Source organism: Streptomyces sp. NPDC004051 (assembly GCF_053604275.1).
In genome coordinates, this window is the sequence record NZ_JBSGHG010000021.1 from 91,014 (window position 1) to 116,212 (window position 25,199).

Annotated in this window: 30 protein-coding genes; 15 read left to right on the plus strand and 15 right to left on the minus strand. The window is 73.5% G+C overall.

The genetic code is table 11. From position 1 onward, the window contains the following. The first annotated feature begins 102 nt into the window (after positions 1-102). Entirely contained in the window at positions 103-288 is a 186-nt protein-coding gene (locus ACWEQO_RS21700; protein WP_109378756.1) for a hypothetical protein, read from the plus strand. Positions 289-339: 51 nt separating this feature from the next. Here the strand turns inward: ACWEQO_RS21700 and ACWEQO_RS21705 are convergent, their stop codons facing one another. Next, positions 340-1,695 carry a S1 family peptidase gene (locus tag ACWEQO_RS21705; protein WP_361456887.1) on the minus strand — a complete coding sequence of 452 codons (1,356 nt, stop codon included), beginning with the start codon at positions 1,693-1,695 and terminating at the stop codon, positions 340-342. A 188-nt stretch (positions 1,696-1,883) separates the two neighbouring features. Between ACWEQO_RS21705 and ACWEQO_RS21710 the strand changes: the two genes are divergently transcribed. Next, positions 1,884-2,270 (plus strand): PPOX class F420-dependent oxidoreductase, encoded by a 387-nt coding sequence (locus tag ACWEQO_RS21710; RefSeq protein WP_452984858.1) that lies wholly within the window; start codon positions 1,884-1,886, stop codon positions 2,268-2,270. Positions 2,271-2,298: 28 nt separating this feature from the next. Here ACWEQO_RS21710 and ACWEQO_RS21715 read toward each other — a convergent pair whose 3' ends face one another. Next, positions 2,299-2,721, minus strand: coding sequence for a Zn-ribbon domain-containing OB-fold protein (locus ACWEQO_RS21715; protein WP_361456881.1), 423 nt, complete (start codon positions 2,719-2,721; stop codon positions 2,299-2,301). Positions 2,722-2,955: 234 nt separating this feature from the next. On the opposite strand from ACWEQO_RS21715, the gene ACWEQO_RS21720 reads away from it, so the two are divergent. Together ACWEQO_RS21720 and ACWEQO_RS21725 are read left to right on the plus strand one after the other, a co-directional pair. Further along, entirely contained in the window at positions 2,956-3,807 is an 852-nt protein-coding gene (locus ACWEQO_RS21720; protein WP_361456878.1) for an ATP-grasp domain-containing protein, read from the plus strand. Positions 3,808-3,880: 73 nt separating this feature from the next. Continuing rightward, entirely contained in the window at positions 3,881-4,534 is a 654-nt protein-coding gene (locus tag ACWEQO_RS21725; protein ID WP_452984859.1) for a peptidoglycan-binding domain-containing protein, read from the plus strand. A 34-nt stretch (positions 4,535-4,568) separates the two neighbouring features. On the opposite strand, the gene ACWEQO_RS21730 is transcribed toward ACWEQO_RS21725, so the two are convergent. The 5 genes from ACWEQO_RS21730 to ACWEQO_RS21750 all read right to left on the minus strand — a co-directional run bounded on the left by ACWEQO_RS21730 (position 4,569) and on the right by ACWEQO_RS21750 (position 9,347). After that, positions 4,569-4,946, minus strand: coding sequence for a hypothetical protein (locus tag ACWEQO_RS21730; RefSeq protein WP_361456872.1), 378 nt, complete (start codon positions 4,944-4,946; stop codon positions 4,569-4,571). A 333-nt stretch (positions 4,947-5,279) separates the two neighbouring features. Continuing rightward, on the minus strand, positions 5,280-6,197 hold the full coding sequence (locus ACWEQO_RS21735; RefSeq protein ID WP_452984860.1) for a MurR/RpiR family transcriptional regulator: 918 nt from the start codon (positions 6,195-6,197) through the stop codon (positions 5,280-5,282). Positions 6,198-6,306: 109 nt separating this feature from the next. Beyond that, positions 6,307-7,998 (minus strand): ArnT family glycosyltransferase, encoded by a 1,692-nt coding sequence (locus ACWEQO_RS21740; protein WP_452984861.1) that lies wholly within the window; start codon positions 7,996-7,998, stop codon positions 6,307-6,309. A 96-nt stretch (positions 7,999-8,094) separates the two neighbouring features. Continuing rightward, entirely contained in the window at positions 8,095-8,598 is a 504-nt protein-coding gene (locus tag ACWEQO_RS21745) for an N-acetyltransferase family protein (protein ID WP_452984862.1), read from the minus strand. 86 nt (positions 8,599-8,684) lie between these two features. Beyond that, entirely contained in the window at positions 8,685-9,347 is a 663-nt protein-coding gene (locus ACWEQO_RS21750) for a nucleoside/nucleotide kinase family protein (protein WP_452984863.1), read from the minus strand. A gap of 60 nt (positions 9,348-9,407) precedes the next feature. On the opposite strand from ACWEQO_RS21750, the gene ACWEQO_RS21755 reads away from it, so the two are divergent. From ACWEQO_RS21755 to ACWEQO_RS21765, 3 genes are all read left to right on the plus strand, one after another. Next, positions 9,408-10,172 (plus strand): beta-phosphoglucomutase family hydrolase, encoded by a 765-nt coding sequence (locus ACWEQO_RS21755; protein WP_452984864.1) that lies wholly within the window; start codon positions 9,408-9,410, stop codon positions 10,170-10,172. Positions 10,173-10,285: 113 nt separating this feature from the next. Beyond that, positions 10,286-11,797: a hypothetical protein gene (locus tag ACWEQO_RS21760; protein ID WP_452984865.1), complete on the plus strand. Its 1,512-nt coding sequence runs from the start codon at positions 10,286-10,288 to the stop codon at positions 11,795-11,797. A gap of 125 nt (positions 11,798-11,922) precedes the next feature. Then, positions 11,923-12,423: a DUF5709 domain-containing protein gene (locus ACWEQO_RS21765; RefSeq protein WP_452984866.1), complete on the plus strand. Its 501-nt coding sequence runs from the start codon at positions 11,923-11,925 to the stop codon at positions 12,421-12,423. Between the two features lie 112 nt (positions 12,424-12,535). On the opposite strand, the gene ACWEQO_RS21770 is transcribed toward ACWEQO_RS21765, so the two are convergent. From ACWEQO_RS21770 to ACWEQO_RS21780, 3 genes are all read right to left on the minus strand, one after another. Beyond that, complete coding sequence (locus ACWEQO_RS21770; RefSeq protein WP_361456851.1) at positions 12,536-12,742, minus strand: hypothetical protein; 207 nt, start codon at positions 12,740-12,742, stop codon at positions 12,536-12,538. 190 nt (positions 12,743-12,932) lie between these two features. Next, positions 12,933-14,138 carry a glycoside hydrolase family 64 protein gene (locus ACWEQO_RS21775; RefSeq protein WP_452984867.1) on the minus strand — a complete coding sequence of 402 codons (1,206 nt, stop codon included), beginning with the start codon at positions 14,136-14,138 and terminating at the stop codon, positions 12,933-12,935. Positions 14,139-14,405: 267 nt separating this feature from the next. Beyond that, positions 14,406-15,308 carry a Gfo/Idh/MocA family protein gene (locus ACWEQO_RS21780; RefSeq protein ID WP_361456845.1) on the minus strand — a complete coding sequence of 301 codons (903 nt, stop codon included), beginning with the start codon at positions 15,306-15,308 and terminating at the stop codon, positions 14,406-14,408. A gap of 196 nt (positions 15,309-15,504) precedes the next feature. Here ACWEQO_RS21780 and ACWEQO_RS21785 point away from each other — a divergent pair, with 196 nt between their 5' ends. Further along, the gene (locus ACWEQO_RS21785; RefSeq protein WP_452984868.1) at positions 15,505-15,765 is read left to right on the plus strand and encodes a DUF5133 domain-containing protein; all 261 of its coding nucleotides are present in this window, start codon (positions 15,505-15,507) and stop codon (positions 15,763-15,765) included. Positions 15,766-15,815: 50 nt separating this feature from the next. On the opposite strand, the gene ACWEQO_RS21790 is transcribed toward ACWEQO_RS21785, so the two are convergent. Next, positions 15,816-16,787: a GlxA family transcriptional regulator gene (locus tag ACWEQO_RS21790; protein ID WP_452984869.1), complete on the minus strand. Its 972-nt coding sequence runs from the start codon at positions 16,785-16,787 to the stop codon at positions 15,816-15,818. 198 nt (positions 16,788-16,985) lie between these two features. Here ACWEQO_RS21790 and ACWEQO_RS21795 point away from each other — a divergent pair, with 198 nt between their 5' ends. Then, complete coding sequence (locus ACWEQO_RS21795) at positions 16,986-17,456, plus strand: hypothetical protein (RefSeq protein ID WP_361456836.1); 471 nt, start codon at positions 16,986-16,988, stop codon at positions 17,454-17,456. Positions 17,457-17,630: 174 nt separating this feature from the next. Beyond that, positions 17,631-17,846: a hypothetical protein gene (locus ACWEQO_RS21800; RefSeq protein ID WP_361456833.1), complete on the plus strand. Its 216-nt coding sequence runs from the start codon at positions 17,631-17,633 to the stop codon at positions 17,844-17,846. 48 nt (positions 17,847-17,894) lie between these two features. Here the strand turns inward: ACWEQO_RS21800 and tgmB are convergent, their stop codons facing one another. The 3 genes from tgmB to ACWEQO_RS21815 all read right to left on the minus strand — a co-directional run bounded on the left by tgmB (position 17,895) and on the right by ACWEQO_RS21815 (position 19,526). Further along, entirely contained in the window at positions 17,895-18,878 is a 984-nt protein-coding gene (tgmB, locus tag ACWEQO_RS21805) for an ATP-grasp ribosomal peptide maturase (protein ID WP_361456830.1), read from the minus strand. A 16-nt stretch (positions 18,879-18,894) separates the two neighbouring features. Continuing rightward, entirely contained in the window at positions 18,895-19,086 is a 192-nt protein-coding gene (tgmA, locus tag ACWEQO_RS21810) for a putative ATP-grasp-modified RiPP (protein WP_279331803.1), read from the minus strand. Positions 19,087-19,205: 119 nt separating this feature from the next. Then, positions 19,206-19,526: a YkvA family protein gene (locus ACWEQO_RS21815; RefSeq protein WP_452984870.1), complete on the minus strand. Its 321-nt coding sequence runs from the start codon at positions 19,524-19,526 to the stop codon at positions 19,206-19,208. Positions 19,527-19,750: 224 nt separating this feature from the next. On the opposite strand from ACWEQO_RS21815, the gene ACWEQO_RS21820 reads away from it, so the two are divergent. Further along, the gene (locus ACWEQO_RS21820; protein WP_452984871.1) at positions 19,751-21,052 is read left to right on the plus strand and encodes a hypothetical protein; all 1,302 of its coding nucleotides are present in this window, start codon (positions 19,751-19,753) and stop codon (positions 21,050-21,052) included. A 106-nt stretch (positions 21,053-21,158) separates the two neighbouring features. Here the strand turns inward: ACWEQO_RS21820 and ACWEQO_RS21825 are convergent, their stop codons facing one another. Then, positions 21,159-22,379 carry a hypothetical protein gene (locus ACWEQO_RS21825; RefSeq protein WP_452984872.1) on the minus strand — a complete coding sequence of 407 codons (1,221 nt, stop codon included), beginning with the start codon at positions 22,377-22,379 and terminating at the stop codon, positions 21,159-21,161. Between the two features lie 450 nt (positions 22,380-22,829). Between ACWEQO_RS21825 and ACWEQO_RS21830 the strand changes: the two genes are divergently transcribed. From ACWEQO_RS21830 to ACWEQO_RS21845, 4 genes are all read left to right on the plus strand, one after another. After that, entirely contained in the window at positions 22,830-23,243 is a 414-nt protein-coding gene (locus tag ACWEQO_RS21830) for a hypothetical protein (RefSeq protein ID WP_452984873.1), read from the plus strand. Next, positions 23,240-24,043: a hypothetical protein gene (locus tag ACWEQO_RS21835; RefSeq protein WP_452984874.1), complete on the plus strand. Its 804-nt coding sequence runs from the start codon at positions 23,240-23,242 to the stop codon at positions 24,041-24,043. The genes ACWEQO_RS21830 and ACWEQO_RS21835 overlap by 4 nt, the downstream gene beginning before the upstream one ends. A gap of 38 nt (positions 24,044-24,081) precedes the next feature. After that, positions 24,082-24,603, plus strand: coding sequence for a roadblock/LC7 domain-containing protein (locus ACWEQO_RS21840; RefSeq protein ID WP_452984875.1), 522 nt, complete (start codon positions 24,082-24,084; stop codon positions 24,601-24,603). Positions 24,604-24,688: 85 nt separating this feature from the next. Next, positions 24,689-25,063, plus strand: a complete 375-nt coding sequence (locus ACWEQO_RS21845) for a roadblock/LC7 domain-containing protein (RefSeq protein WP_361456808.1) — start codon at positions 24,689-24,691, stop codon at positions 25,061-25,063. The last annotated feature ends 136 nt before the right edge of the window (positions 25,064-25,199 follow it).

Sequence of the window (25,199 nt, forward strand, 5' to 3'; positions counted from 1 at the left end):
ATGTTGCACGGCAGATGGACGTGATCAGTAACACTGTCCGATACGCCCCATGCGCCGGATATCCGCGTTGTTGCTCACGCGGCTTTCACAACCGGGGGTCGTATGCTTCACAGCATGTCCACCACTCTTGAACCCTCCTCCGAGCGATCGGCTGCCGAGGTCAACGAGGAGATTCGGGCCCTGTGGCTCCGGTCGGGCGGGACACTGAGCGGCGAGCAGCGCGCGGAGTACCAGCGTCTCGTCCAGGAGTGGGCCTCGGCCCTTCCGCGGCGGGCCGAGGCGGCCTGAGCGCCGCACAGGCCCGCCGTCCCTCGCTCACACCCCCCCCTCGAACGGGGCCTAGCCCCACGTCGCCGAGTAGTGGCGCCGGTACGCCTTGCGGTCCTGCTCCGTGCGGATCCAGCGGGTCGCCACCAGTGCCGCCAGGCTGCCCCCGATGACCAGGGTGCCGGGACCGACCGCACGCGGGTCGGCCAGTCGGGACAGCACGCTCGACGCGGTGTCCTCCGTCGCCGACGAGCCCGGTGACGCGGAGTCCGGCGCCACCGCGCCCTGTGTCTCCGGCGGAGTTGCTGTGCCCGAGCCGTCGCCGGCCTTCGGGGCCACGATGAGGTCCACCTTGAGCTGCGACAGCGCCTTCGTGACCGGCTGGAAGAACGTCGTGCCGCCCGCCTGCCGGCAGTCGCCGCTGCCGCCCGACGTCACACCGAGCGCGATGCCCTCGGAGAACATCGGGCCGCCGCTGTCGCCGGGTTCGGCGCACACATTGGTCTCGATGAGGCCGCTGACCGTGCCCTCCGGGTAGTTCACCGTCGCGTTGAGCGCGGTCACCTCCCCGTCGCGCAGCCCGCTGGTGCTGCCGCTGCGGAAGATCCGCTGGCCGACCTCGGGGTCTCCCACCCCCGTGATCCGCACGCCCCGTCCGTCACCGATCGCCACCACGCCCGCGCCCTCGCCCGCCCGGCCGTCGTCGTACTCGATCAGGGAGTAGTCGTCGCCGGGGAAGCTGCCGCCGACCGTGGTCCCGATCTGCTGCCTGCCCTGGTCGTCGGCGAACCAGACGGACCCGTCGGGCCCGCAGTGCCCCGCGGTGAGGATGAAGTCACGCTTGCCGTCGGTCACGTTGAAGCCCGCGGAACAGCGCCCGGCGGTCGACAGGATGGGCACCGCCCCGTTGAGCAGGGTGGTGAAGGCGCCCCCGGTGCGCTCCATGCGGACGAACCCGCCCGCCTCCTCCGCGACCCGGGTCAGATCGGACCAGTCGTCCGCGGACACCGTGCTGTCGCCGCGGACCACGACCTCGTTGGACCGATAGTCCACGGACCAGGCCGTTCCGGGCACGCGCGGCGCCGAACGCAGGCTCTGCGTGGCCGACTTCAGATCGCGCATGCTGTGGCGCACCATCTTCGGGTCGGCGCCGGCCTTCCGTACCTCGGCCGCCGCCTTCTCGTCGGTGACCGCGACGACCGTCCGTCCGTCGGCGTCGAGCCAGCTGCCCGCCGTGCGGGAGGCGCCGAGCCGGGAGACGAGTTCGGAGCCGGGTCCGGTGGCCTCCTCGGCGGCGTAGGGAGCCGTGTCCGGCTCCGACGGCTCACTCGCGACGGCACGGGTCACCATCGTTCCTCCGAGGAGGAGTCCGCCGACGGCTGCCAGCCGTGTCACTCGCCGGACGACCCGTCGTCGTGCGTGCCTCATGCATGACTCCCGAACCAGAACAGCGCGGTGCGAACACCGCGGGGCCTCCCCTGAGTCGAGCGCCCTCTCTTCATACGCGCGCGGGCCCCGTCGTGTTCACCGCCGAGGTGATCCGAAAATACGCGGCCGCGCCGGCCGGTGCGCACCGGCCGGACGGGAGGGCGCGGGCAGGTCCTAGACTGCCGGGTATGGGCGACACGACGTGGGAACAGCTCGGAGCGGGAAAGTACCTGTTGGTCACCAGCTACCGGCGCAACGGGACGCCGGTGGCCACCCCGGTGTGGGTGGTGCGGGACGGGGACGCGCTCGGTGTCTGGACCGTCGCCGACTCCTGGAAGGTGAAGCGCATCCGCGCCCGCGCCGACGTCCTGGTCGGCCCCTGCGACATACGGGGCACCCCGACCGGCGACCAGCTCCCGGCCACCGCGGAGATCTGCGATCGGGCCACCACCGCCCGCTACCGCGAGCTGATCGCCCGCAAGTACGGTCTGACGGGGCGGCTGACGCTGCTCGGCAGCCGCCTGCGCCGGGGCCGGGACGGCACCGTCGGAATCCGCATCACCCCGACTGCCTGAACGGCTCCGGACGGTGCCCGGCGGGGCGTCAGGTCCAGGCCCGGTAGGGCTCGTCGATCAACTGGAAGACCGGTTCGCCCCGTACGGGGTCCTTGGCCGTGGACAGCCGCACCCGGTCGCCGCCGTGGATGCCGATGGGCGGGCCCATGACCCGGCCGCGTACGACGAAGCCCTCGGCCATCTCGATCAGGGACACGTTCCGGGCCGCCGGCGTGTTGCGGTGCACCACCGTGGAGTGGCGGACCATTCCGACGCCCGTGCTGAGCTCCGTGCGCAGGTCGCTGCCCTGGCAGACGGGGCACAGCAGTCGCTGGTACACGGCGGTGCCGCACCAGGTGCACCGCTGGAAGGCCATGGCCTCGACGGAGGCGGAGGTGCCGCTCCGGGGTTCGAGCAGACCCGTCACGGAGCCGGTTGCCTGCTGAGCCACGTTTCCTGAGGGGTGATACACGCTGGTCAACTCCCTGCACTCGGCCGGAAATCCCGCGTGCACGGTCGTCCGGCACGCCCGTGCCCGGTCCGTCTCGCCACCGAGCACGGCCACAGAGTATGGCACTCAGTGCCACCCGTAAAGGCACTCGGTATCACAATCTCTCCATGCGGACGGATCCGGTATGCCCGGTGTCGTATCGGAGACCGGGCGCCGTTCATATGATCAGGGCGCCGTCGTCCCGAGGAGTCCCGCATGCCACCCGCGCGCCCCCGCCTCCGAGCCCGTCCCCGCCTCCTGTACGTCACCGACCTGGCCTACCCGGCCCGTGGGCGCCGCTACGGCGACGAGGACGTCTTCCTCACCTCCCGGCTGCGCGAGGACTTCGACCTGGCGCTGTGTCACCCGCGGGACGCCGCCGCACTGCTGGACGGCTTCGACGCCGTCGTGGTCCGCAACAGCGGTCCCGTGCTGTCGTACCCGGACGCCTACCGGACCTTCCGTGAACGGGCCACGGCGACCGGCACACCGGTCTACAACCCGCTCACCGGCCGGGGCGACATGGCCGGCAAGCAGTACCTGCTCGAACTGGGCGCCGCCGGCCACCCGGTGATCCCCACCGTCGACCGGACGGAGGACCTCGACCGGCTGCCCGCGGCGGACCGGTACGTGGTCAAACCCCGGCTCGGCGCCGACTCCGTGGGGCTGCGCGTCGTCGGCCGGGACGCCGTGGACGGCCTCGTCGACGGCAGCGTCCTGGTGCAGCCGCACATCGACTTCGCCTACGAGGTCTCCTTCTACTTCGTCGACCACGACTTCCAGTACGCCCTGTACGCTCCGCGCACCGACCGGCGCTGGCAGTTGGAGCCCTACCGGGCCGGCCCGGGCGACCTGGAGTTCGCCCGGCGGTTCGTCGAGTGGAACACCCTCGACCACGGCATCCAGCGGGTCGACGCCTGCCGCGCCCCGGACGGCGAACTGCTGCTGGTCGAGTTGGAGGACCTCAACCCGTACCTGTCCCTCGACGCCCTGGACGAGGCGTCCCGGGAGGCCTTCGTGTCCGCCGTGACGGCCTCCCTGCACCGCTTTCTGCGCGCCGCGGGCTGAACCTCCGCCGCTCTCCTCCCGTATCCCTCACCGTGGGCGGATCCGCCCACGTGCGGAACGGAAGGAGAGCGGCATGCCGACGCCGTCCGATCCAGGGCAGTCGCACGACGGCCCGACCCTGGAACCCGTCCGCGTCCTACGCCCACGCCGCACGGACGCGCTCGCGGAGATGTTCCGGGAGTTCGAACGGGAGAAACGGGAGGGGCGGGGAGACGGGGGAGACTACGAGTCCGTCACCCTGCCCCGGCCGCCGACCGGCGCGGAGGAGGAGACACAGGAACTCCCGCCGGTCGCCCCCGAACCGGTTGTCCGGCCGGCGGCGCGGCGTGCCGCTGCGGCGGTCGCCGTGGCCGCGGCGGCGGTGCTCGGGTTCGGCGGCGCGGTCCTGCTCCTCGGCCTTCTCGGCGACCGCACCGACGACCGGGCCGCCGCCGGCCCCAGCCCCTCCGCGAGCCCTCCGGTGAGTGCGCCCGCCGCGCCGCCCGAGCCGGCCCCGGCGGGTCCCGGATTCCTCAGCGAGGGCGACGCCGGGCCCGAGGTGACCGAACTCCAGGAACGGCTCCTGCGCATCCCGGACGTCTACCGCGACGGTGCCACCGACGGCCGGTACGACGCCACCCTGACGGCAGCCGTCGCCCGTTTCCAGCTCTGGTACGGCATCCGGGGCGACGAGACCGGCGTCTACGGAGACGACACCCGCCTCGCGCTGGAGTCCCGTACGGGATGACGCCGGACGCCGGCCCCCGCGCCTCCCGTCGTGGTCAGCGGCCCGCTGCCAGCAGGGCCCGGGTGACCGCGCGCACGCTGCGCGCGATGTGCTGCAACTGCATGACCTCGGCCGCGTACAGCTTGATCGTGTGCTCGATGGCCCCTTCGTGCAGCCCCAGCCGGGGCAGATCGGCCCGTGCGGTCTGCAGGGCGGTGCGGGCCACCCGGATCTCGTGCTCGACCTGGATCTGGGCGTGCCGGGCCAGCAGGACGGGGTGCCGGATGAACGCGGGATAGCTCGCGTAGCGCGCCGGCACCAGCTCGCGCAGCCACTTGGCGGCCGAGCGTTCCCAGTCGTAGCTGCCGGGCGCCTTGACCTGGCAGGGCCAGTCCGGACTGCTGAGGCGCGTGGACGTCACGGTCATGATCATCGCTCCGGGTGTGCGGCGTCGTAGGGATGCACGACGGGGTGGGGCGGCCCCGGGCCGGGGAAGGCCGAAGGCCGCCACGGGCGGCCGGGCAGGGGCTGCCCGGCCGCCCCCTGGCCGTCGGAGCGGGTAGGGCCCGGCGGCCACGGGTGTTCGGGGCGTGGATCGCGGTCCGGAGCGGACGCGTCACGGCCCGGGAGCAGTATTTATATATGCCATCTACTTTGCAAGGCGTATGAAAACATTCATGTGTGCTTCATGTGCTTCAAAGGGACGGCTCGCCTGTCGGCCGCGTACGTCCGTGGCCCGCGGCACGGGCCGGCGGCCGGCCGCCGCTCACTCCTTGAGGAAGAACCGGTGCTGGTCGGCGACCTGTTCGTACTCCTCGAGCCGGGCCTGGGTGCGCTCCGGATCCGCGTCCGTCATGGCCTGCAGCAGCGCCGCGCACATCACGCCCGGAGCGGCGTAGGAGTCGAACACCAGGTGCGACCCGGTGCCGGTGGCGAAGGTGACGTCGGCTTCGTCGGCGAGGGGGCCCAGCGCCAGATCGGTGATCAGCGCGACCCTCAGCCCGGCGTCCCGGGCGACCCGCACCGCCGTCAGGGTCTCCTGGGCGTGCCGGGGCATGGAGAACACCAGCACCCAGGTGCCGCCGGCCTCCCGTGACTGCAGGAGCGCGTCGTAGGCGACGCTGCCGCCCCGGGTCACCAGCCGGACGTCCGGGTGGATGCGACGGGCGGCGTAGGCGAAGTACTCGGCCAGCGAGACGGAGATGCGCAGCCCGAGCACGGTCAGCGGGGCGGACGCCGACAGCGTGCGACCGGCCTCGATGACCCGGTCCGCGTCGGCGAGGTCCCGCCGCAGGTTCTCCAGGTTCTCGATCTCGGCGTCCACCGCCGCCTGCAACTCGTTGCCCCGGTACGCCTCCGCCGGCCCGCCGGGGAGCGTGCCGAGGGCGATCGCCTGGAGCTTCTCCCGCAGCGCGGGGTACCCGCTGAACCCGACGACCGAGGCGAACCGGGTCACCGAGGGCTGGCTCACCCCGACCCGCTCGGCGAGGTCCGTGATCGACAGGAACGCCGCCTCGGTGAGGTGCTCGATCAGGTACTGGGCGATGCGCCGCTGACCCGGGGAGAGCCGGGGCCGGTCGAACAGCGTGCGGAGTTGGGACGTCGGGGACACCTCCGTGGTCCGCCCCGCCTTCCCCGAGGTGATCGCGGACGCCTGGGCGCGTACCTGCTGCGGCGATGGCACCGGGGTGCCTCCTTCGTCTCCCACGAATGTTCAATTTAGCCCACGCACGGTGGCGACCGGGCTCGAGCGACACCGAGGCCGCCGGGCGGCCGACGTCCGTGCGGGCCCGTCACCGCCGGTAGAGGGTGATGGAATGGCCGACGTCGTCGACCGGACGGCTGCTGTCGATCAACTCGGCCAATCTGCCGGTCGCCTTGGCCGCCGCCGAGTCCGACACGGCCAGCACCCCGCGCACCCGGCCCGGTGGCACCCGCAGCGGATCGGCGGCGCGGATGCCGTAGTACGACGGCACCCCGCTGCCCTTGTACACCAGCCAGATCCGCTCCCCCCGGTACCGCTCGCGCAGCCGATCGGCGAGCCGGCCGAGATCCTGGCCCCAGTCCACGTTGGAGTCGTGCAGCCGCAGCCGCGTCTTCGCCGGGCCGCCGAAGGCCTCGTTGGAGTACGGCAGATAGTGCGGATACGTCCGCAGCGAGCCGGCCGCGACGAACGCCACCAGCACCGCGGTGACCACCGGCACCCACCGCCACCGCAGGACGAGCACGCACCCCGCCGCCACCGCGAGGAACATCGGCAGGAACAGGGCGTACCGCGTGCCGAAGTCCCGGCTGCCGTACATGGCGGCGGCCAGCAGCACCGCCGGAGCCGCCGTCAGATACGGCGCCGCGGGCCGCAACCGCCGCACCGCCACCACCGCGGCGGTTCCGGCGGTCCACAGCGCGAGCGCGCCGAGCGGCGTTTTCACCAGCAGCGCGGCCGGCAGGTAGTACCAGAGGGAGCCGGTGTAGACCCGGCCGAAGAGGAAGCCCTCCCAGGGGCGGTTCTCGAGGGCGAACTGGACGCGCACGCCGTCCCGGTAGGGCTCGGGGAACGGCAGCGACTCCACGGCCAGGCCCCGCAGTCCGTGCACCGCGGGCACCTGCTGCGGATCCCAGCGCAGTCGCGGATCGACGACCAGGTAAGCGGCCCAGACGACGGCGACCGCGACCAGCCCGACGACGGACGCCCCGGCGAGCGCCCGCAGCAGCCTGCGCCCCGCGGCGCCCCCGGACGCCCGCCAGACCGGCACCGCGGCGAGGGCGAGCAGCACCGGAATCACGGGCAGGGTGCTCATCTTCGTCGCCAGCGCCGCCCCCAGCGCCGCACCGGCGAGCGGCAGATGGAGCCGGGGCCGCAGCCGGGCCCGCCACAGCAGCCACACCGAGGTCAGGACGGACCCGGCGGCCGGTACGTCGAGCGTCGCCAGGGAGCCGTGGGCGATCACGTCGGGGGAGAGGCAGTACAGCGCGAGCGCGACCGACGCACCCGCGTCACCGGTGAGTTCGCGGGCGAAGGCGAACACCACGAGCCCGAACAGCAGCGTCAGCGCGATCACCGGAAGACGGGCCCACAGCATCAGCCGCCACGGGTCGTTGCCCGACTCGTACAACAGATGCCGCCCCAACTCGCTCTGGTTCCCGCGGAATTCGGGATCGAGGTGTGGATCCGCGACCGCGACCCCGGCGGCGACCACCAGCTTCCCGAGCGGGGGATGCTCGGGGTTGTACCGCAGGCTGCGCTCCTCCAGATACACGGCGGCCGCGCCCACGTACACCGGCTCGTCGATCGTCGGAGTCTGCCGCACGGCGGCGGTCACCATCGCGACGGCCATCTGCCCGAGCAGCAGCACCGTCACCACGGCCACCGGCCACCGCCGCCCCGGGCCGGCCGGGCGGACCACGGCCGCCGTCGGCACGGACCCCCGCTCACCCTCGCCGGGCAACGCCCGCCGCGGCCCGCGCCCCACCGGAAGACGACTCATACCGCCCCACTCTCGCACCGCCGCGCCCTTGTCGGGCGTCAAGCGGCCGGAGGGGCGCGCCGTTCCTCCGGGCGGCGGCGGGGCGGCGGGTGAGTGTCAGGCAGCGCGCCGCACGACGGCCGGCGCCTGAGCGGCGAGGTCCGCCAGCGGGGCGCCGCTCAGCCGGCACACCGTCCAGTCGCCCAGGAACTCCGCCCCGAGCGACCGGTAGAAGCCGATCGTCGGCTCGTTCCAGTCCAGCACCACCCACTCGAAGCGCTCGAAACCGTTCTCCCGGCAGATCGCCGCGAGGGCGGCCAGCAGTGCCCTGCCGTGCCCGGCGCCCCGGACGTGCGGACGTACGAAGAGGTCCTCCAGGTACATCCCCCGGGCGCCCGTCCAGGTGGAGAAACGCGGGAACCACAGGGCGAAGCCCGCGACCCGGCCGTCGGCGTCGTCCTCGGCGATCAGGACGGACGCGGCGGGGTGCGCGCCGAACAACGCCTCGCGCAGCTGCTCCTCGGTGGCGCGGGACTGCTCGGCGGCCTTCTCGTAGGCGGCGAGTTCGTGGATCATCGCCAGGATCTCGGGGACGTCGTGCACGGTGGCGGTTCGGATCATGGCCCGGAGCATGAAGCACCGGGCCGTGCCGTGTCCATCGGGAACGACCCGGTGGACGGCCCGAGCCGCTCAGGGCGGCGGCGCACTCATGCCGCGGTGTCCGCGCGCGGCACCGCGGACGTCGGCACCACGAGGTCGGCGCGGCGCCGGGTCGGGGCGATCAGTTCGGCGTTGGGCTGGTCCGTGCGAAGGGCCCAGGCCACCGCCTCGTCATGGCGTTTGCCGAACTCCTCGTGGCGGGCCACCAGCCGGCGCAGCCGCTCCTCCTCGTCCAGCTCGCAGAACCACACCTCGTCGAGCTGCGGCCGGACCCGGGCCCAGGCGCCGGTGTCCAGCAGCAGGTAGTTCCCCTCCGTGACCACCAGCCGGGCCGTCGGCGGCACCGGCACGGCACCCGCGACCGGCTGCTCCAGCACCCGTTCGAAGCCGGGCGCGTACACGACGTCGTCGTACGTCTCCTCGCGCAGGCGTCGCAGCAGCTCCGCGTACCCGGCGGCGTCGAAGGTGTCCGGGGCGCCCTTGCGGTCCCGGCGGCCGAGGCGGTCCAGTTCGGCGTCGGCGAGGTGGAAGCCGTCCATGGGGACGTGCGCGACCCACGGCTCCCCGGTGCCGTTCAACTCCCGCACCAGGTGCCCGGCGAGCGTGGACTTGCCGGAGCCCGGGCTGCCGGCGATGCCGAGCACCGCGCGCCGGCCGATCCCGGTGAGGGCGCGGGCGCGGCTGAGGAGACCGTCGAAGGTGGGCGTCACACGGACGAGTCTGTCATCCGCGCTGTTCGTGTCCGCCGCCGAGCGGGGAAGGTGTCCGGTATGACGGATCTGGGCCTGCCCAAGACCATCCTGGCCTGCCTCTTCGACCTCGACGGCGTCATCACCAGGACGGCCGCCGTGCACGCGGCGGCCTGGAAGGAGACGTTCGACGCCTTCCTGCGCGAGCGGGACGGTGCCGGCTTCCGGCCCTTCGACGCCGGCGACTACGCCGAGTACGTCGACGGCCGTCCGCGTGCCGACGGCGTACGCACCTTCCTCGCCTCCCGGGCCGTCGGACTGCCCGAGGGGGAACCCGGGGACCCGCCCGACGCCCCGACCGTGCACGGGCTCGGCAACCGCAAGAACGAGCTGCTCCTGGAGCGGATCCGAGCCGGCGGGGTCGACGCCTACGACGGCACCCTGCGGTACATCGGGGCGGTCCGCGCCCGCCGGCTGCGCACCGCTGTCGTCTCCGCCAGCGCCAACTGCCTCGACGTGCTGCGCGCCATCGGCGCCGAGCACCTCTTCGACGTCCGCGTCGACGGCGTGGTCGCCGCCGAACGCGGCCTGCCGGGCAAGCCGCGCCCCGACACCTTCCTCGCCGCGGCCCGGGACCTCGGGGTGCCTCCCGGCCGGGCCGCCGTGTTCGAGGACGCGCTGGCCGGCATGGACGCGGGCCGCGCCGGTCACTTCGGATACGTGGTCGGCGTGGACCGCGTCGGACGACCGGACGCGCTGTACGCCCACGGCGCCGACCGGGTCGTGACGGACCTCGAGGAGCTCCTCGAGGGACCGGGGGAGCGGCGGCCCCCGCGGACGGGATGAGGCGAACGGCCGTACTCCGCTCTCCCCGCCTGTCCCTTGCGGGTTAGCTTGTCCGTGTTCGCGCAGTTCGCCTGCCGGCGGCTCGCCGGAGCGAGGGATGCAAGGGACGGACGATGCCCGACGGAAGCGGCCTGCTCCTCACCGGAGGACGGCGACGCGCGCACACGTCCCCGGGCGCGCCCCGCCCGGCCGCCGGCGCCGCACCGCTCGTGGCCCTGGCCGCCGTCTTCGCCCTCGCCCAACTCGTCCTGGTCCGACCGGGCCTGGGACTCGGCTGGGACGAGATCGTCTACGTCAGCCAGGTCACGTCCCACCACCCGGCCGCCTTCTTCAGCGCCCCGCGCTCCCGCGGCGTCTCGCTCCTGGTGGCGCCCGTCGCGTCCTGGTCCTCGTCCACCGTCCTGCTGCGCGTCTACCTCGCCCTGCTGTCCGGCCTCGCCCTGTACCTGGCGCTGCGCGCCTGGCGTGGCCTGTTCCCCACCCGGGTCCTGGTCGCCGCCGGAGCCTTCTACGCCTCCCTGTGGGTGACCCTCTTCTACGGCCCCCAGGCCATGCCCAACCACTGGGTCGCGATCGGCGCCCTGATCACGGTCGGCTCCTTCCTGCGGTACCACGCCGACCGCGCGGCGTGCGGCGCGCTGTGGGGCGTCGTGGCGGGGGCCGCGCTGATGGCGTGGATGCGGCCCACCGACGCCGTCTGGGTGACGGTCCCCCTGTTCGTCCTCGCCCTGGCCGGCCGCCACTGGCGGCTGCTGCTCGCGTCGGCGGCGGGTCTCGCCGCGGGCGCGGCCGAATGGGTGGCCGAGGCCTACGCGGGCTACGGCGGCCTGGGGGAGCGGCTGGCCGAGGCCTCCCGCATCCAGGGCGGGCTCGGTTGGCACCTGGCCGTCGACGACCAGCTGCGCAGCCTGGGCGGGCGCGGCCTGTGCCGCCCCTGCACCGGGCCGATGCCCCATCCGGTGATCACCCTCTGGTGGTTCGCCCTGCCCCTGCTCGCCGTCCTCGGACTGGTCGTCGCCGTACGGGCCCGGCGTGCCCTGCGTACCGTGACACCGCTGGCCTGCGCCACCACGGCCGCCCTCCCGTACCTGTTCATGATCGGGTACGCGGCGCCCCGCTTCCTCCAGCCCGCCTACGCCCTGCTCGCGATTCCCGTCGCCGACGGACTGTGGCACCTGGTCGGGAAACCGGACGGGAAGCGGCACCCGGGAGGGAGACGGCGCCCGGTCGTGGCGGCACTGGTCGCGCTCGCCCTGGCCGGCCATCTGGCGGTGCAGCTGGCCGTCCTGGTGCGCACCGTCGACCGCAACACCGAAAGCCGCCGGGACTGGACCCGCGCCGCCGGCGAACTGCACCGGCTCGGGGTCCGCCCGCCCTGTCTGATCACCGGCCACGAGGCCATCCCCGTCGGCTACTACACCGGCTGCTCCTCCGGCGAGACCGGCGGGAACAACGAGAACATCACGGTGGCGGAGATCCTGCGCACCGCGGACCGCGTCCCCGTGGCCGCGCTCACCGGCCCCGGCGGCGTCCCACCCCACTACGCGCGGCCCTGGCCGGTCCACCGGGTCGGCGACCTCGAGGCCCGCATCGCCCCGGCACCCCGGCAGGACGCCTCCGGCTGACGCCCGGACCGCCGGGGCGCGGCAGGACCCCGCAGGTCGAATCGGGGTTGGACGGCTCATAACGGGAAACGTGAACCGGACACCCGAGAGGAACGAGCCGACCCAACACGACCAGGGAGGACACCGTGGGCACCGATCCGATGGCGGACGACGTGTACCAGCCCACCGGAGGCAACGAGGAGCAGGAGGACGCCGCGCCCCTCGACCGGCAGAACGCCGTCGACGAACGGACCTATGACGACATCCTGGACGAGGGCTACTCCCCGCCGGAGAAGCCGCTCGGCGTGACCCGGCACGGCACCACGGCCGCCGAACAGCACGAGGGCGAGAGCCTGGACCAACGGCTGGCCCAGGAAGTGCCCGACACCGCCGTGCCCGGCGGGGACGGCGTGGGGGACCTCCCCGGGGGAGAGGGCGAACCGGTCGACCCGGAGACCGGCACCGAGCGTGCCGGACGCCTGGTCGCACCGGACGAGGGCGTCCGCACCGACAGCACGAAGGAGGCCGTCGCCGAGGACGTCGGCATCGACGCGGGGGCCGCCGGTGCGGAAGAGGCCGCTGTACACGTCGTGGAGGACGAAACGGCGTTGCCGGAGGGCCGGGACGGGAACCGGGACAGGACCTGAGCCGGTCGGACCCGCCCCGGCCTGCTCGGGCCCGGCCTGCTTCGTCCCGGCAGGTCGGGGCCGATCGGGCCGGGACCTGGCATCCGGGGCGCCACACCACCGGGCCCGGGGTTCAGGGAAGCAGCTTGTCCAGTGCGGCGGGTCCCTCCTCCGCCAGTTTGCGCTTGGCCCATTCGAGACTCTGCGGGGTGAGGTCCTTGCCGGAGGCAAGGACGAGGTCCTCCGGCGACACATCGGTGCCGGTACGGGCGTGGAGCAGGCCGTCCGGGGTGGTGCGGTCCTCGGACGGCCTGGACTCCTCGGGCTGTGACGTCGACATCTTCTGGCTCCTCGGGTCCGGACGTTGTAGCGGCCCGGTGCGGTCATCGGGTCCGATATCACCATTCAACGCGGGAGCCCGCCGTGCATCCGGAACACGTGGGGCACCGCCTCGAAGGGCCGCTCCTCACGTGCAGGAGTACCTTCCCCGGCCCGCGGAAAACACTGCGAAGACGCCGTCCGGACGGGCCTTAGAAGGGCGACAGCGTCAGGCGCAGGCCGGTGGGGGCCGTGTCCTGGATGTAGGAGGCGAAGTCGGCGACGTCGTCGAAGGCGAAGCCGTACGCCTTTCCGTCCCGGGTGGCCGTGTGCACGGCCTTGGAGTAGTGGTTGGTGAGCTCGGTCCGGTAGAAGGCCGAGGCGTCGGTGGTCGGCTGGTCGGGGTGGCTGAGCAGCGTCGAGCGGTTGAAGCCGGCGCCGAGCACGGCGGCGACCGGGCCGGTCGTGCCGTCGTTGGGAGCGGCGAGCGCGCCGTCGCAGAAGAGCACGTCCCGGGTGGACGGCTTGCCGAAGGAGACCTGGGCGGGCCCGTCGAAGGTGAACCGGTCGCCGCGCACCCGGCCGGTGAAGGTGCCGGCGTTGGTGGTGATCTTCAGGTCCCGGCCGGTGTAGGTGCTCCACACCTCGTCGATGTACGGGGCGAGGTAGTCCTCGGCGAACAGGCCCGAGTCCAGTCCGTGTCCCGGCGCGATGATCCGGGTGTCGTCCACGACGAGCCGCGAGAACGCCTCCGCCCGCCTGACGGCGTCGAACACGGCACGGCGACCCCCCTCGCGGAAGGCGCCCGTGGTCTGGTCCTCGGAGCCGGTGAGCCGGATGCTCAGCGGCAGGCTGAACATGTCGACCATCGTGGTGTTGCAGAACATGCCCGCGGAGTTGTGGGTGAACTCGGCACAGTCGTGCAGCACGCCGTAGTTGGGGTCCGAGGTGACCCAGCCCGCCGGATACTGCAGCGCCGCGTTGCCGTCGCCGTCCGCGACGGCCTTGAACTTGAGCTTCCCGCCGAGGGCCACGTAGACACGGCCGGACATGTACGGCAGGGACAGCCTGGTCTCGCCGCTGCCGGCCAGGCTGATCGCGTAGTCGGTGAAGCCGTCGGCGCCGTTGTCCGACAGGGCGATCGGGGCCAGGGCGCCGTCGGGGGTGACCCGCACCTGACGGCCGTCCTGGTTGCCCACGATGTAGAGGTGCACGCTCGCGTTGTCGAAGGAACCGCTGTTGTTGACGACCGTCAGCGGGAGGGAGCCCGCGGCGGCCGTGGCGGCCTTCGTGCCGGCGGGCGACTCCGCGAGGGCGTGGGGGGCGAGCGCGGCGACGGCGGGCGCGGCCACGGCTGCCCCACCGAGGGCGAAGAGGACCTTCCGGCGGCCGAGGGAACGCTGGTGACGAGGAGTCATGTGGGGGGTCTCCTGAGGTGATCGTGGGGGTTCCGGACGGCGTCGACCCGGCCTGGGACCTCGGGAGTGGAGCGCCCCAAGGAGCCTGAGAGCGCTCTCAGGCCGTGCGCCGACGCCTGCGCACGGCCTTGATGGTACGGACCGGAACGACCCCCGCCAACGGTCCGACTTGTCCCTCGACCTGCCCTGAACAGCGGTTACTTGAACGGTGTACGGAAACCCCGCGATTGCTTAAGCGCTTCTTAAGCGTCGTTTAAGCCGGAGACGTCAGGGGCCGGAACGGACCGCTCCGCTGTCGAGCAGGGTCTCCGCGGTGGCCAGGATCTCGGTGACGCGGAGCGCGAACGCGGCGTCGCAGGGATGAGGCCTGCCGGTGTCCGCGGCGGCGCGGAGCGCGTCGACGGCCCGTCCGAGGGCGGGGACCGCCCCGTGGGCCGTCTCCGGCAGGACGGTGACGCCGGACTTGCCGCGGAGTTCCACGGTGGCGCCGGCGGCGGCCGGGGGCGCGGTCAGGCTCAGGGTGATGGTGCTCGAAGCGTCGCTCGTGTGCTCCAGCACGAGGTGGACGGTGTCACCGGGGCCGTGCGCCGCCGCCGACACCCGCCGGACGTCGCCGAGCAGGGGCAGCAGTACGGACAGGGCGTGCGGGCCGACGTCCCACAGCGCCCCCTTCTCCCGCCGCCAGGGCGAGTCCGCGAACGGACTGTCGCCGGAGGTGAACACCGATCCGAGCCACTCCGCCCGCGCGGTGAACCAACTGCCCACGCCCGCCTGCTCACTGATCCACGCGGCCGGTTCGGGCTGGAAACGGGTGGTGAAGAAGACCACGGAGGCGACCCGCGTCTCCTCGACCGCCTCCGCCACCGCCCGCCCCTGCGCCACCGTCGGGGCGAGCGGCTTGTCGAGCAGCAGATGGCGTCCCGCCCGCGCCGCACGGACCGCGAGGCCGGCCTGCACGTCCGGCGGCAGGGCCACGGCGACGGCGTCCACGTCGGCGATCAGGGCGTCGACGTCGTCGTACGCGCGCGTGCCGTGCCGGCCGGCCAGCTCCGCGGCGGCGTCGGAGCGGCGGCCCCACACGCCGACGAAGTCGAGGTCCCGGTGCCCGCTCAGCGCGGGGGCGTGTGCCATCTGCGCCCAGGGGCCGGTGCCGAGCAGTCCGATACGCATGCCGTCGCTTCTCCCGAGCCGTGTCCGCCGCCGGCCGGTGGTGCCCGGCCCGATGTCGGCCCGAGCGTGTCACACCGGCCGGGGCGACGGAGCACCGGGTCTCACCGATTCAGGCCAGTCGAGCAAATGGGATGAATGTTTCGGTGCGCTCCGGGTAAGCGCCCGTCACACTCGGAGATCAGAGAGAGGCGTTTTCGTGCTGGTACCGGATCCCAAGAGGGTCAGACAGTTGCTGACGCGTTACGCGACGCTGCGGATCGCGCAGGCGGAGCGGTACTCGCCCGTCGCGGCGCGCGAGCTGGAGGACATCACGTACACGCTCTGCGTGATGACGGGAACGGCGGGCATCCGCGAGGCCGTCGCCCGCGCGGACGCGCTGCTCACCGGGGAGCGGACCGTGACGGACGTCCGGACCACGGACGTGGACGACGAGAGCGGCCGGGCCCTGGTCGGGTGACGGCTTTCGGGCCGTGTTCCGCCGTTCCGCCGCAGCAGGCGGGTCTTCGGCTACGAGCCGGCGCCCGCGACGGGCCGTCGCCCGTGGAACGCCGACCGGTACGCATGCGGTGTGGTGCCCACCACCTTGCGGAACCGCTCACGGAACGCCGTGGGTGAGCCGAACCCCGACTGCTGGGCGATCCGTTCGACGGTGTAGTCGCTGTTCTCCAGCAGGTACTGTGCCCGCCGCACCCGCGCCCGCAGCAGCCACTGCACCGGAGTGCTGCCCGTCTGCTCACGGAACCGGCGGCCGAAGGTGCGCTCGCTCATCCCGGCGCGCGCCGCCATCGTCCCGAGGGTGACCTCGTGCGCCAGATTGTCCTCGAGCCACTCCATGAGCGGTTCCAGGGCCGACCCGCGGGGCACGGGCGGGTGCTGGTGCACGATGAACTGGGCCTGCCCGCCCTCCCGTTCCAGCGGCATGACGGACATCCGGGCCGTGTTCGCGGCCACGGCCGAGCCGAGGTCCCGGCGGATCATGTGCAGGCACATGTCCAGGGCGGCGGCGGCGCCGGCCGAGGTGAGGATCTGCCCGTTGTCGACGTAGAGCACGTCGGGCTGCACCTCGACGTGCGGAAAGTCACGGGCCAGCCGGCTCGCTGCCACCCAGTGCGTGGTGGCGCGCAGCCCGTCCAGCAGCCCGGCCTCCGCCAGGACGAACGCGCCCACGCACACCGAGGCGATCCGGGTGCCCGCCCCGGCCGCCCGGCGCAGTGCCGCGCGGACGGCGGGGGAGAGCGGCGCGGCACCCTCGGCGCAACCCGGGACGATGATCGTGTCGGCGTCCGCCAGGGCCTCCAGCCCGCGGTCGACGCGCAGGACCAGCCCGCCGTCCGCCACCACCTCGGGTGTCTCCGCGCACGGGCGGACCCGGTAGGCGGGCCGGCCGTCGGGCAGGTGCGTCCAGTCGAAGGTCTGCATGGGGGCCGCCATGTCGAACGGGATGACCCGGTCGAGCAACAGAATCGCCACGGAGTGCATGAGCGCCACGATAGACGGATTCCCGCCACCGGCAGGAGCCGGGCGGAGCCGGGGCGGCGGTACGGCGACGTCCGGGAGGGCAGCTCGGGGGTGTTGGCGGGAACCCGTCGGAAGCTGTCGATCCAGCCCCTGGGCGCTCGTCCCCGGGACTTCTAGCGTGGGCCCGGCACCGCTGCCCGCACCAAGGAAAGAGCCCAGGTGACCAAGTTCCTGCTGTCCGTCCACGTCCTCGCCGCCATCATCGCCGTCGGTCCCGTGACCGTCGCGGCGAGCATGTTCCCGCCGGCCGTGCGCCGGGCCGCCGCCGAGGGCGGCGGGCCCGCGGCGGCGGGGGCGACCACGGTCGGAGTGCTGCACCGCATCTGCGGGGTCTACGCCCGGATCGGGATCGCGGTGCCCGTCCTCGGGCTCGCCACGGCCCTCGCCATGGGGGTCCTGGGCGACGGCTGGCTCATCACCTCCATCGCCCTGACGGCGGCTGCCGCGGGCATCCTGATCGCCTTCGTCCTGCCCGGCCAGGAGGAGTTCGTCGAGCAGTTGGCACAGGGCCATGCCGTCGACCGGCGGGCCACGGTGCGACTGGCCATGTCCACCGGTGTGTTCAACCTGCTGTGGGCGACGGTCACGATCCTCATGATCGTTCGCCCCGGCTCCACGACGGGAGCCTGACCGAGCCGGGCCGGGCCGCGCCGGGCCCGGCCCGGGGCTCGCGCGGGCCGCCCCTCCTGTCCCGGTCTGCGTCAAGTCGTACGGGTGAATTCCCGCGTCATGGTGTCCGGGCACCTACACTCGGCAGTCGCGCCTCCCGCTCCGGGGGCGACGAGCAGAGAGGCGCGTTGCCGGGTGTTCCAGGATTCCCCCATCTACGACCGACTCATCACGGAGCGCGGCGATGTGCCCGCGCAGGTCCGCCGGGAGGCCGAACGAGTGAGCAGGGAACTGGAGCTGGTCATGCGGCCCCTGCAGTCCTCCGGGTACACCCCGGGCCTCGACCGTCCGCAGTCTCCGGGAAACGGCTGGCAGCGCACCGCCCTGTTGCCCGGCCCCCGGCCGCACTGACCCGGAGGGAACGGCCCGCACCGCCGCGCCCGGAGGTGGTAGCGGGTCTCAACGCGCCGTGGTGCGCACCCCGTTGACACCCGGGGTCTCCTTGGGCAGGGGCCGGGCCAGCCACTCGGCGACGGCACGGGCGATCGGCTGTCCCGTCTCCACCTCGACGAATCCGAACTGACCTGACTGGTTGCACTCCAGGAACCACCACGTTCCGTCCGCGTCCTCGGCGAAGTCGAAGGCTCCGTAAGCCAGTTCGGCCTCGCGCAGATAGGCGCGGACGGCGTCGGCGGTGCGTGGCGGCACCTCGACCGGCTCCCAGGGAGAGGGGGATGTGGCGAAACGCACGTCGACCTCCGTCGGTTCCGTGTCCGGGGCCGTCGCCTTGCGGGCGGCCAGCAGGCGCTCGCCCACGACGGTGAGCCGGATGTCGGCCCGCTTCGCGATCCGCCGCTGGAGCAGCGTCGGCCCGAACGCCACGGCGGCGAAGTCGGTGTCCGGAGCCACCCGGCTGGTCGGCACGGCCCGCGGCGGGTCCTGCGGATGCGCGCCGGAGACCGGTTTGACCACCAGGTCCGGGAAGCGCTCGGCGAACTCCCGGGCGGCGCGCGGAAAAGTGGTGATCACCGTGGCGGGCACGGGCAGGCCGCAGCGCTGGGCCAGTCGTAGCTGCCACGGCTTGTGACGGGCCTGCCGGGCCGCGTCCGGATGGTTCATCCAGCGGGCGTCCGAGCCGCGCAGCATGCCGTAGAGGGCCTGGGCGGCCTCCTCGGTCAGCCACGGGGACGGCCGGGCCGCCCGCCCGGCCGGGACGCCCGGCCTGCGCACCCACACGGACCGCAGCCCGCCGATGCTCACCAGCCTTCCCCCGGCGGAGAGATGACCGCGAAAGCGGCCGTGGACGTATTCACCCGAGAGCGAGACCCCGCCGGTCAGGTCTGCCGGGTCGAGGCGCACCACCGGAACCCCGGAGCCGTGCAGATGCACGACCACCATGTCGGCGGTCACGTCCTCTTCACAGGTGAGGATCAGTACGGTCATCGTCTGTGGTCCATGGTCAGTCGTCGAAGTGGGTCTTGGACCCCGCGGTGGACGTCGTGGTGCCCACCTCCCGCAACAGTGCGTGATCGCAGGCCGCCACCCGTCCGTCGACGAGTACGTTCAACTGCAGTCCAGAGTCGTACACATACGGAGTGGTTACGGCCAACTCCGGTGCCGGACGTGCGTAGTTGAGCGCGAACGGTTGCATCGTCTCTCCCTCGTCGGTACCGCGCCGACCAGCGACGGCCCACCGTGCGCCGCTGCTTGGTCCGCCGACTTGTTTTGGCTTCCAGAGACTTATACGAATCGAACGGGTGGTTGGTTTCCTTACGGAGCGTAGTCGTCGGCGGGTTCACGGTCCGGTCGCCGGGGCGTCGCCCCGAGGGAACGTGCGCCGAGGGGGCCGCGCATGGTGCGCAGGGCGAGCAGCAGGACGCCGATGTCGTCCAGATATATGGGGTCGGGCAGCAGGTCGGCCGGCAGCACCAGATAGAGGACCGCACCCCAGAAGACCCAGCGCGGGCCCGTGGGCAGGCCGGCGTCCCGCAACGCCCGCCGGGTGCGCACCAGCCGCACCAGGAGGGCCACGGCGCAGGCCAGTACGGCGGCCGCGACGACGGCGACGACGAGTACCACGGTGGTGTCCACGGGTGTCCTCCTCCAAGTGCGGCGAGGCGATGGTGTCTCTGTCTGGATGCCCGGTAACGGCCCCGGCTATGGCATCCGTCGGAAGCATGGAGCAATACAGGTCATACCCATGGCCCAGCCGAGTGGCCGTGTGGAGCGAGGGGGCCTAGTAATGGTCCACGTAACGTCGCTCGTCGTACGTCCGGGGGCGAGGAGCGGCCTCAGCCTTCTTCATGGAGCCGAGCATGACCACCTGCTCTTCGTCACCCTCCTCGAACACCTCGAACGAATCCGCGATACTCGCCGGGACGGATCCGGCCCTTCCACCACCTCCGACGACGCCCCCTCCGTCCGCCGGGACGGTCTCCGTCACCGGCGCCGGCCTGCTGGACCCGGCCCCGCCCGGCACCGGGGACGCCGTCGGCGGCCTGATGTGCGCGGCGGTCTCGGACCGCCCCCTGGAGGAGGTCGCCGACCTCATCACGTCGCTGGCACGCTCGCCCGAGCACACGCCGACCGTGGTCGACGCCCTGCGCGCCGTCGGGGTGGGCCGGCCCGTGGAGGACGTCGCCCGTCTGGTCGCCCTGCTGACCCGGCCGCCCCGCGACGCCGACAGCGCCGACGAGGTGATCCGAGCCGCGGCGGCGCACCGTCCCGTGGCGGACGTGACCCGGCTGGTGGAGCTGCTGCAGAACGAGGAACTGGCGCCCCACTGTCGTGAGGAGGCGCTGCGGGCCGCGGCTTCCGGCCGCTCCGTCGAGGAACTCATCGAGTTGATAGACCGGCTGGCCGCCCAGGAACCGCCGGAACGCTCCGGCAGCCCGGTGACGGCCCCGCCCCGCTCCGGGGACGGCGACGGGTACGCGGACGACGCGTACGGCGCGGACGACGACCGGCACCGAGCCCCGTACCGGGCCGGGAGCAGCGGCCAGGGCGGGGACGGGCGCGGAACGACGCCGGAGGCCGGGTACCGGACCCTCCACCGCGGTGCCCGGGGCGCGGCGGCCCTGCGCTCGAGACGGCGGGTCAGGCACCACCGGCCCCGCACGCGAACGGGGCAGGGCACGCGACCCGGCCGGAGACCCGACGGCACCGTCCCCGTGCACCCGCCCGAACCGGCGGACCGGTCCCTGACCTGGTCCAGCTGGCTCGCCGCGGTGGCCCTCGCCCTGTGCGCGGTGGCCCACTTCCCCCTGCACTGCGACGGTTCCGCGCTGGGTCTGCACGCCCTCACCGTCGGTCTGTCGGTGCTCTGCACGGCGCTGGCCCTGATCCTGGTGGTGCGCCCCGGCGCGCTGGTGCTCGCGCCGGCGGTCGTCGTACCCGCGGCCCTGGTCGGGGCGCACGCCTACGGTTCGTCCTTCCCGTCCGTCCTCCTGTCCCGGGCCGTCCGCCTCGCGCTCGCCCCGCAGTGGCTGGCCGGCGCGACGGCGATCACCGCCGCGCTGCTGGCGCTGACGGCCCTGATCGTCCGGGTGGTGTCCCCGTTCCCCGGCAGGCACTGGGCGGTGTGGCCGGCGCCCGGGACACACCGGGCGCCGGACTGAACGCACGCCGGCCGAGGAGGGACGCCGGGTTCACCGGGCCCGGGCCGGAACCGGCCCGGCGCGGGCCGACCGGGCGCGGGCCGACCGGGCAGCGACGGGGAAAGCCCTACGGGTCCGAAGCCGCCGACCGTCCGTCGGTGGCCGGCGGGGCCCCGTGCTCCTCCTCGGCGGCCCCGGGGCGACGCGCCGCCCTGGGGCCGAACTTCAGGCGCTCCAGCGTGCGCGTCAGCTGCCGCACGGGCGACGGAGCCGGCGTACTGCCGGGCGGCAGGGCGCGGGGCCCGGAGGCCGCGGCGGACTCCCGGTAGGCGGCCAGCGCCTCGTGCGCGCTCTCGGCCGCCTCGCGGTACAGGTCGCGGGACTTCGTCATGGCCTCCAGCGCGTCGGCGTACATGGCGACCAGCCGGCGCTCCCGGGCGAGCTCCTCCTCCAGGGTCAGCAGGCGCCAGTCCTCCCGCAGCGCGGTCAGGGCGGCCTCGGCGCCTTCCGGCAGCGGAAGCGGCAGCGCCGCGAACCGGCTCACCGTGTCGACCAGGTCGGCGGGGCGGGTGCCGTCCAGGAACACCGCGCGCACCGAGAACTCCCCGGCGTCGTAGCCGTCCGGGACCGGTCCGCCGGGCAGGACCACCGCACCGCCGCGCGGCACCTCGACACCGGAGTCCCGCAGCGCCCAGTTCACGACCCGCAGCTGATGCGGCGCGGCCCGGTGCTCCACCACGCGATGCCGCAGCCCCGACGGCAGCCAGTAGGCGAGCGGCAGCAGGCCGCGGGCGTCGGTGGTCATCGCCTCGTGGACGACGACGTGGATGTTCCACCCGGTGCCGTCTGCGCTCCGCGCGCAGTCGCGCAGCAGCCGCCGTACGGCCTTGTCGTCCTCGGGGAGCGGATTGACCTCTCCCAGCCGCAGTCCCGTGGCCGCGTCGTGGTTCCAGTCCGGGTCCGGGTCGTCCAGGGGCCAGAACATGCCCGCGGGGGACGGCCATGAGAGGTCCCAGGGCTGCTCGGCCTCGGCCACCAGGATCCAGCGCTGCCCGTCCCCGCCGGCGGGACCGAGGCTCAGCCGGGCGCGCACGGTCACCGCCCCGGAGACCCGGGCGCGGGCCTGGAACACCCGGTCCGGCGTGTCGTGCCGCGTCCCGTGCCCCGCTTCGGGCACGCCGTCGGGCATGTCGTCGGGCACTTCCAGGAAGGCGTCGATGCTCCCGTCGCCCTTCAGCCGGTGCAGGGTGCGCCGGAGCACGTCCGGCGCCGAGGCGCCGGTGTACCGGCCGGCGGTCAGCCAGACGGACGGAGGGACCGTGGGGTGGGCTGTGCGTGAGGTGAGCATGGGTCCAGGGGTGAGCGGGGGCACGTGCTCCTGCCATTGTCGTCGCTGTCGGACGGCGAACTGACGCGGGGCCCGCCGGGCGGCGGTCCTCGTCCGCGGCTACCCGCGCGGTGGGGTTCTCATGTGTCACGTGTCATCCCCGCACGCGGGTCCCGCGCACGGGGTGTGCGGGACGCACACATGACGGAGGGCTTTCACCCATGGTCGCGACAGTACCCGGTCCCCACAATGGAATCCGGCGGGCAGGGCCGACCCGTCATCCGCACAGGGGAAGGCCCTGCCCGCACCGCGCCGCCCACCGGACCGGGAAAATCGCCGAGGCTATCAGTACCGGGGTGCCCTTGTCGCATATTCCAAGGGAAAACACCAAAGCTCTCACCTCGATCGAGCACACACCGTAGCGTCGACGTCACGTTCGCGGTACAGCCGTGCGATGAGGGGGGATCCGGCGTGCCCGGAATCGACGAGAGCCTGCTGGAAGCCATGCGACTGCCCGGTGCGCGGGGTGCACTGGTGGTCGACTGGATCAGTGGGCTCGCGCTGGGCGCGGTGGGCGACGCGCCGGGCGACGACCCGGAGGCGACAGCGGCGGAGACCGCCGAACTCGCCCGCCTCGCCATGGAGAGCGGCACACTCGCACCGGCCGACGGCGGTCTGTCCGTCGCGTCCGTCGCCTCCGGCAAGGAACCTCCCGTCCAGGACCTCATCCTCACCACCGTCGACGCGTACCACCTGCTCCGGTTCGTCATCACGGCCTTCGACAGCACCGTGTTCCTGTACCTGTGGCTCGACCGCCGGGACGGCAACCTGGCCCTGGCCCGCATCCGGCTGGCCGAGATGGCGGACCGGCTGGTGCTCGGATGACCACGGCGGCACCCATCGAGGGATCGGCACCCGTCGGCGGATCGGCGCCGGCCGTGCTCGGCAGCCTGGCGGCGGACCGCGCCACCGGGGCCCTCTCCACCGAGTCCGGGGTCTTCTACCTGGCGGCGGGGCACATCGTCCACGTCGAATCCGTGTACAGCCCCGACCTCGGCGATCTGCTCACCCGCAGCGGTGCCCTCCCGGCCGACGGCTGGTGGGAGGCGGTCGAGCGGGCCGGGGCCCGCCACCGCGTCGGCCGCCAGCTGGTCGACAGCGGCCGTCTCACCGCGGGCGCGCTGGAACTGTGCCACACGGGCGCGCTGTTCGACGCGGCGTACTTCGCGCTGGCCCAGGACACCGCCGCGCTCCGCTTCCGCCCGCAAGCAGCGCACTGGCTCGGCACGGTCCGCCCCGTCCCGGTGCACAGCGTGCTGCGCGAGTCGCGGCGTCGCCGCGATCTGCTGCACCGCATCTGGCCCGATCCCGCCGTCGACACCGCCCCGCTCACCCGCGCGCCCGGCGCCGACCCGGCGGACCTGCCGCCCCGCCGCGGCCGGGCCCTCGCCCGGGTCGACGGGACCAGCACCGCCGCGCAGATCGCCTCGGCCCTGGCGTGCCGCACCTTCCACACCCTCGTCGAACTGCGTCGCCTGGCCGCCGCCGGACTGATCACCCCCGCACCGCCCCCACCTCCGCCCGTCGCCGCCGTCCCCCACGGCACCGGCGAAGCCGGCTCCCCGTGGGAAGAGCCCGACACAGCGCTGCTGCGACGGCTCCTGGACGCCTTGGAGGCCCTGTGATCCGCGCGCGTCGACAGCGTGCCGAAAGGAGACTGCTCATGGCCGTCGAGACCGACGTGCTGGACGAACTGCGTCGGCTCCGTACCCGGGTCCCCAGGCTGGCGGGGTCGCTCGCGGCCACCGTCGACGGGCTCGTCCTCGCCCACGACGTGCCCGACGCCGAACCGGAGGGGCTGGCAGCGCTCACCGCCGCCGCGCTCGGCGTCGCGTACCGCGTGACGGACGCCACCGCCCGCGGAGAGTTCCGCGAACTGCTGGTGCGCGGGACGCGGGGATACGTGGCGACCTACGCCGCAGGAAACACCACCGTGCTCACCCTGCTCGCCGACGACCGGGTCAACGTGGGCCGGCTGCATCTGGAGGGCCGGCGCAGCGGGGCCCGCATCGCGGACCTGGTCGCCTCCGGTGCCGGCCCCGGAGCGGGCCGGCACGCCGACCGCGCGGTGCCCGAACAAGGACCACCCGTGCCCGCCCCGGACGCGGACCGCCGGATCGGCACCCTCCCGGTGCGCGCTCCGCAGCGGCCCGCACACCGGCCCCGGCCCCAGGCCGACGGCTGAATCCGGGCTCTTCCTCCCGGCCGGCCGCCGCGGCACGCCCCGGCGACCGGCCAGAACAACGATCACGACCGAAAGGAAACCTCTCATGGCCAACACCGAGACCGCGCTCAAGGACTGCCTCAGCTCCATCGACGGCGCGACGGCCGCCGCACTCGTCGACTACACCAGCGGCATGGCGCTCGGCACGATCGGCGGTGGCAAGGACTTCAACCTGGAGGTTGCCGCCGCGGGCAACACCGACGTCATGCGCTCGAAACTGCGCACCATGGAACTCCTGGGGCTGAAGGACGAGATCGACGACATCCTGATCACCCTGGGCAGCCAGTACCACCTGATCCGCCCGCTCAAGGGGCGCGGCGGCAACGGCCTGTTCCTGTACCTGGTCCTGGACAAGGCCCGCGCCAACCTGGCGATGGCCCGCCACCAGCTGCGCCGCATCGAGACCGAACTGGAGGTCTGAACCGGGAGCGGACCGGTTCAGGAACGCCGCACCGGGCGTGTGGGGGGGGGGGCGCCGACGGCCCTCAGGCCCCACCGCGCGGCGGGGCCGGCGGGGGGGGGGGGGGGCCCGCGGGGGGCCCTCGGCGGGGAGCACT

What these genes read in the sequence shown, in the direction of transcription:
- ACWEQO_RS21700 (WP_109378756.1), top strand. Translation starts at nt 103, where the DNA reads ATGCTTCACAGCATGTCCACCACTCTTGAACCCTCCTCCGAGCGATCG.
- ACWEQO_RS21705 (WP_361456887.1), bottom strand. Translation starts at nt 1,695, where the DNA reads ATGAGGCACGCACGACGACGGGTCGTCCGGCGAGTGACACGGCTGGCA.
- ACWEQO_RS21710 (WP_452984858.1), top strand. Translation starts at nt 1,884, where the DNA reads ATGGGCGACACGACGTGGGAACAGCTCGGAGCGGGAAAGTACCTGTTG.
- ACWEQO_RS21720 (WP_361456878.1), top strand. Translation starts at nt 2,956, where the DNA reads ATGCCACCCGCGCGCCCCCGCCTCCGAGCCCGTCCCCGCCTCCTGTAC.
- ACWEQO_RS21725 (WP_452984859.1), top strand. Translation starts at nt 3,881, where the DNA reads ATGCCGACGCCGTCCGATCCAGGGCAGTCGCACGACGGCCCGACCCTG.
- ACWEQO_RS21730 (WP_361456872.1), bottom strand. Translation starts at nt 4,946, where the DNA reads ATGATCATGACCGTGACGTCCACGCGCCTCAGCAGTCCGGACTGGCCC.
- ACWEQO_RS21740 (WP_452984861.1), bottom strand. Translation starts at nt 7,998, where the DNA reads ATGAGTCGTCTTCCGGTGGGGCGCGGGCCGCGGCGGGCGTTGCCCGGC.
- ACWEQO_RS21745 (WP_452984862.1), bottom strand. Translation starts at nt 8,598, where the DNA reads ATGATCCGAACCGCCACCGTGCACGACGTCCCCGAGATCCTGGCGATG.
- ACWEQO_RS21755 (WP_452984864.1), top strand. Translation starts at nt 9,408, where the DNA reads ATGACGGATCTGGGCCTGCCCAAGACCATCCTGGCCTGCCTCTTCGAC.
- ACWEQO_RS21760 (WP_452984865.1), top strand. Translation starts at nt 10,286, where the DNA reads ATGCCCGACGGAAGCGGCCTGCTCCTCACCGGAGGACGGCGACGCGCG.
- ACWEQO_RS21770 (WP_361456851.1), bottom strand. Translation starts at nt 12,742, where the DNA reads ATGTCGACGTCACAGCCCGAGGAGTCCAGGCCGTCCGAGGACCGCACC.
- ACWEQO_RS21775 (WP_452984867.1), bottom strand. Translation starts at nt 14,138, where the DNA reads ATGACTCCTCGTCACCAGCGTTCCCTCGGCCGCCGGAAGGTCCTCTTC.
- ACWEQO_RS21780 (WP_361456845.1), bottom strand. Translation starts at nt 15,308, where the DNA reads ATGCGTATCGGACTGCTCGGCACCGGCCCCTGGGCGCAGATGGCACAC.
- ACWEQO_RS21790 (WP_452984869.1), bottom strand. Translation starts at nt 16,787, where the DNA reads ATGCACTCCGTGGCGATTCTGTTGCTCGACCGGGTCATCCCGTTCGAC.
- tgmB (WP_361456830.1), bottom strand. Translation starts at nt 18,878, where the DNA reads ATGACCGTACTGATCCTCACCTGTGAAGAGGACGTGACCGCCGACATG.
- tgmA (WP_279331803.1), bottom strand. Translation starts at nt 19,086, where the DNA reads ATGCAACCGTTCGCGCTCAACTACGCACGTCCGGCACCGGAGTTGGCC.
- ACWEQO_RS21820 (WP_452984871.1), top strand. Translation starts at nt 19,751, where the DNA reads ATGACCACCTGCTCTTCGTCACCCTCCTCGAACACCTCGAACGAATCC.
- ACWEQO_RS21825 (WP_452984872.1), bottom strand. Translation starts at nt 22,379, where the DNA reads ATGCTCACCTCACGCACAGCCCACCCCACGGTCCCTCCGTCCGTCTGG.
- ACWEQO_RS21835 (WP_452984874.1), top strand. Translation starts at nt 23,240, where the DNA reads ATGACCACGGCGGCACCCATCGAGGGATCGGCACCCGTCGGCGGATCG.
- ACWEQO_RS21840 (WP_452984875.1), top strand. Translation starts at nt 24,082, where the DNA reads ATGGCCGTCGAGACCGACGTGCTGGACGAACTGCGTCGGCTCCGTACC.
- ACWEQO_RS21845 (WP_361456808.1), top strand. Translation starts at nt 24,689, where the DNA reads ATGGCCAACACCGAGACCGCGCTCAAGGACTGCCTCAGCTCCATCGAC.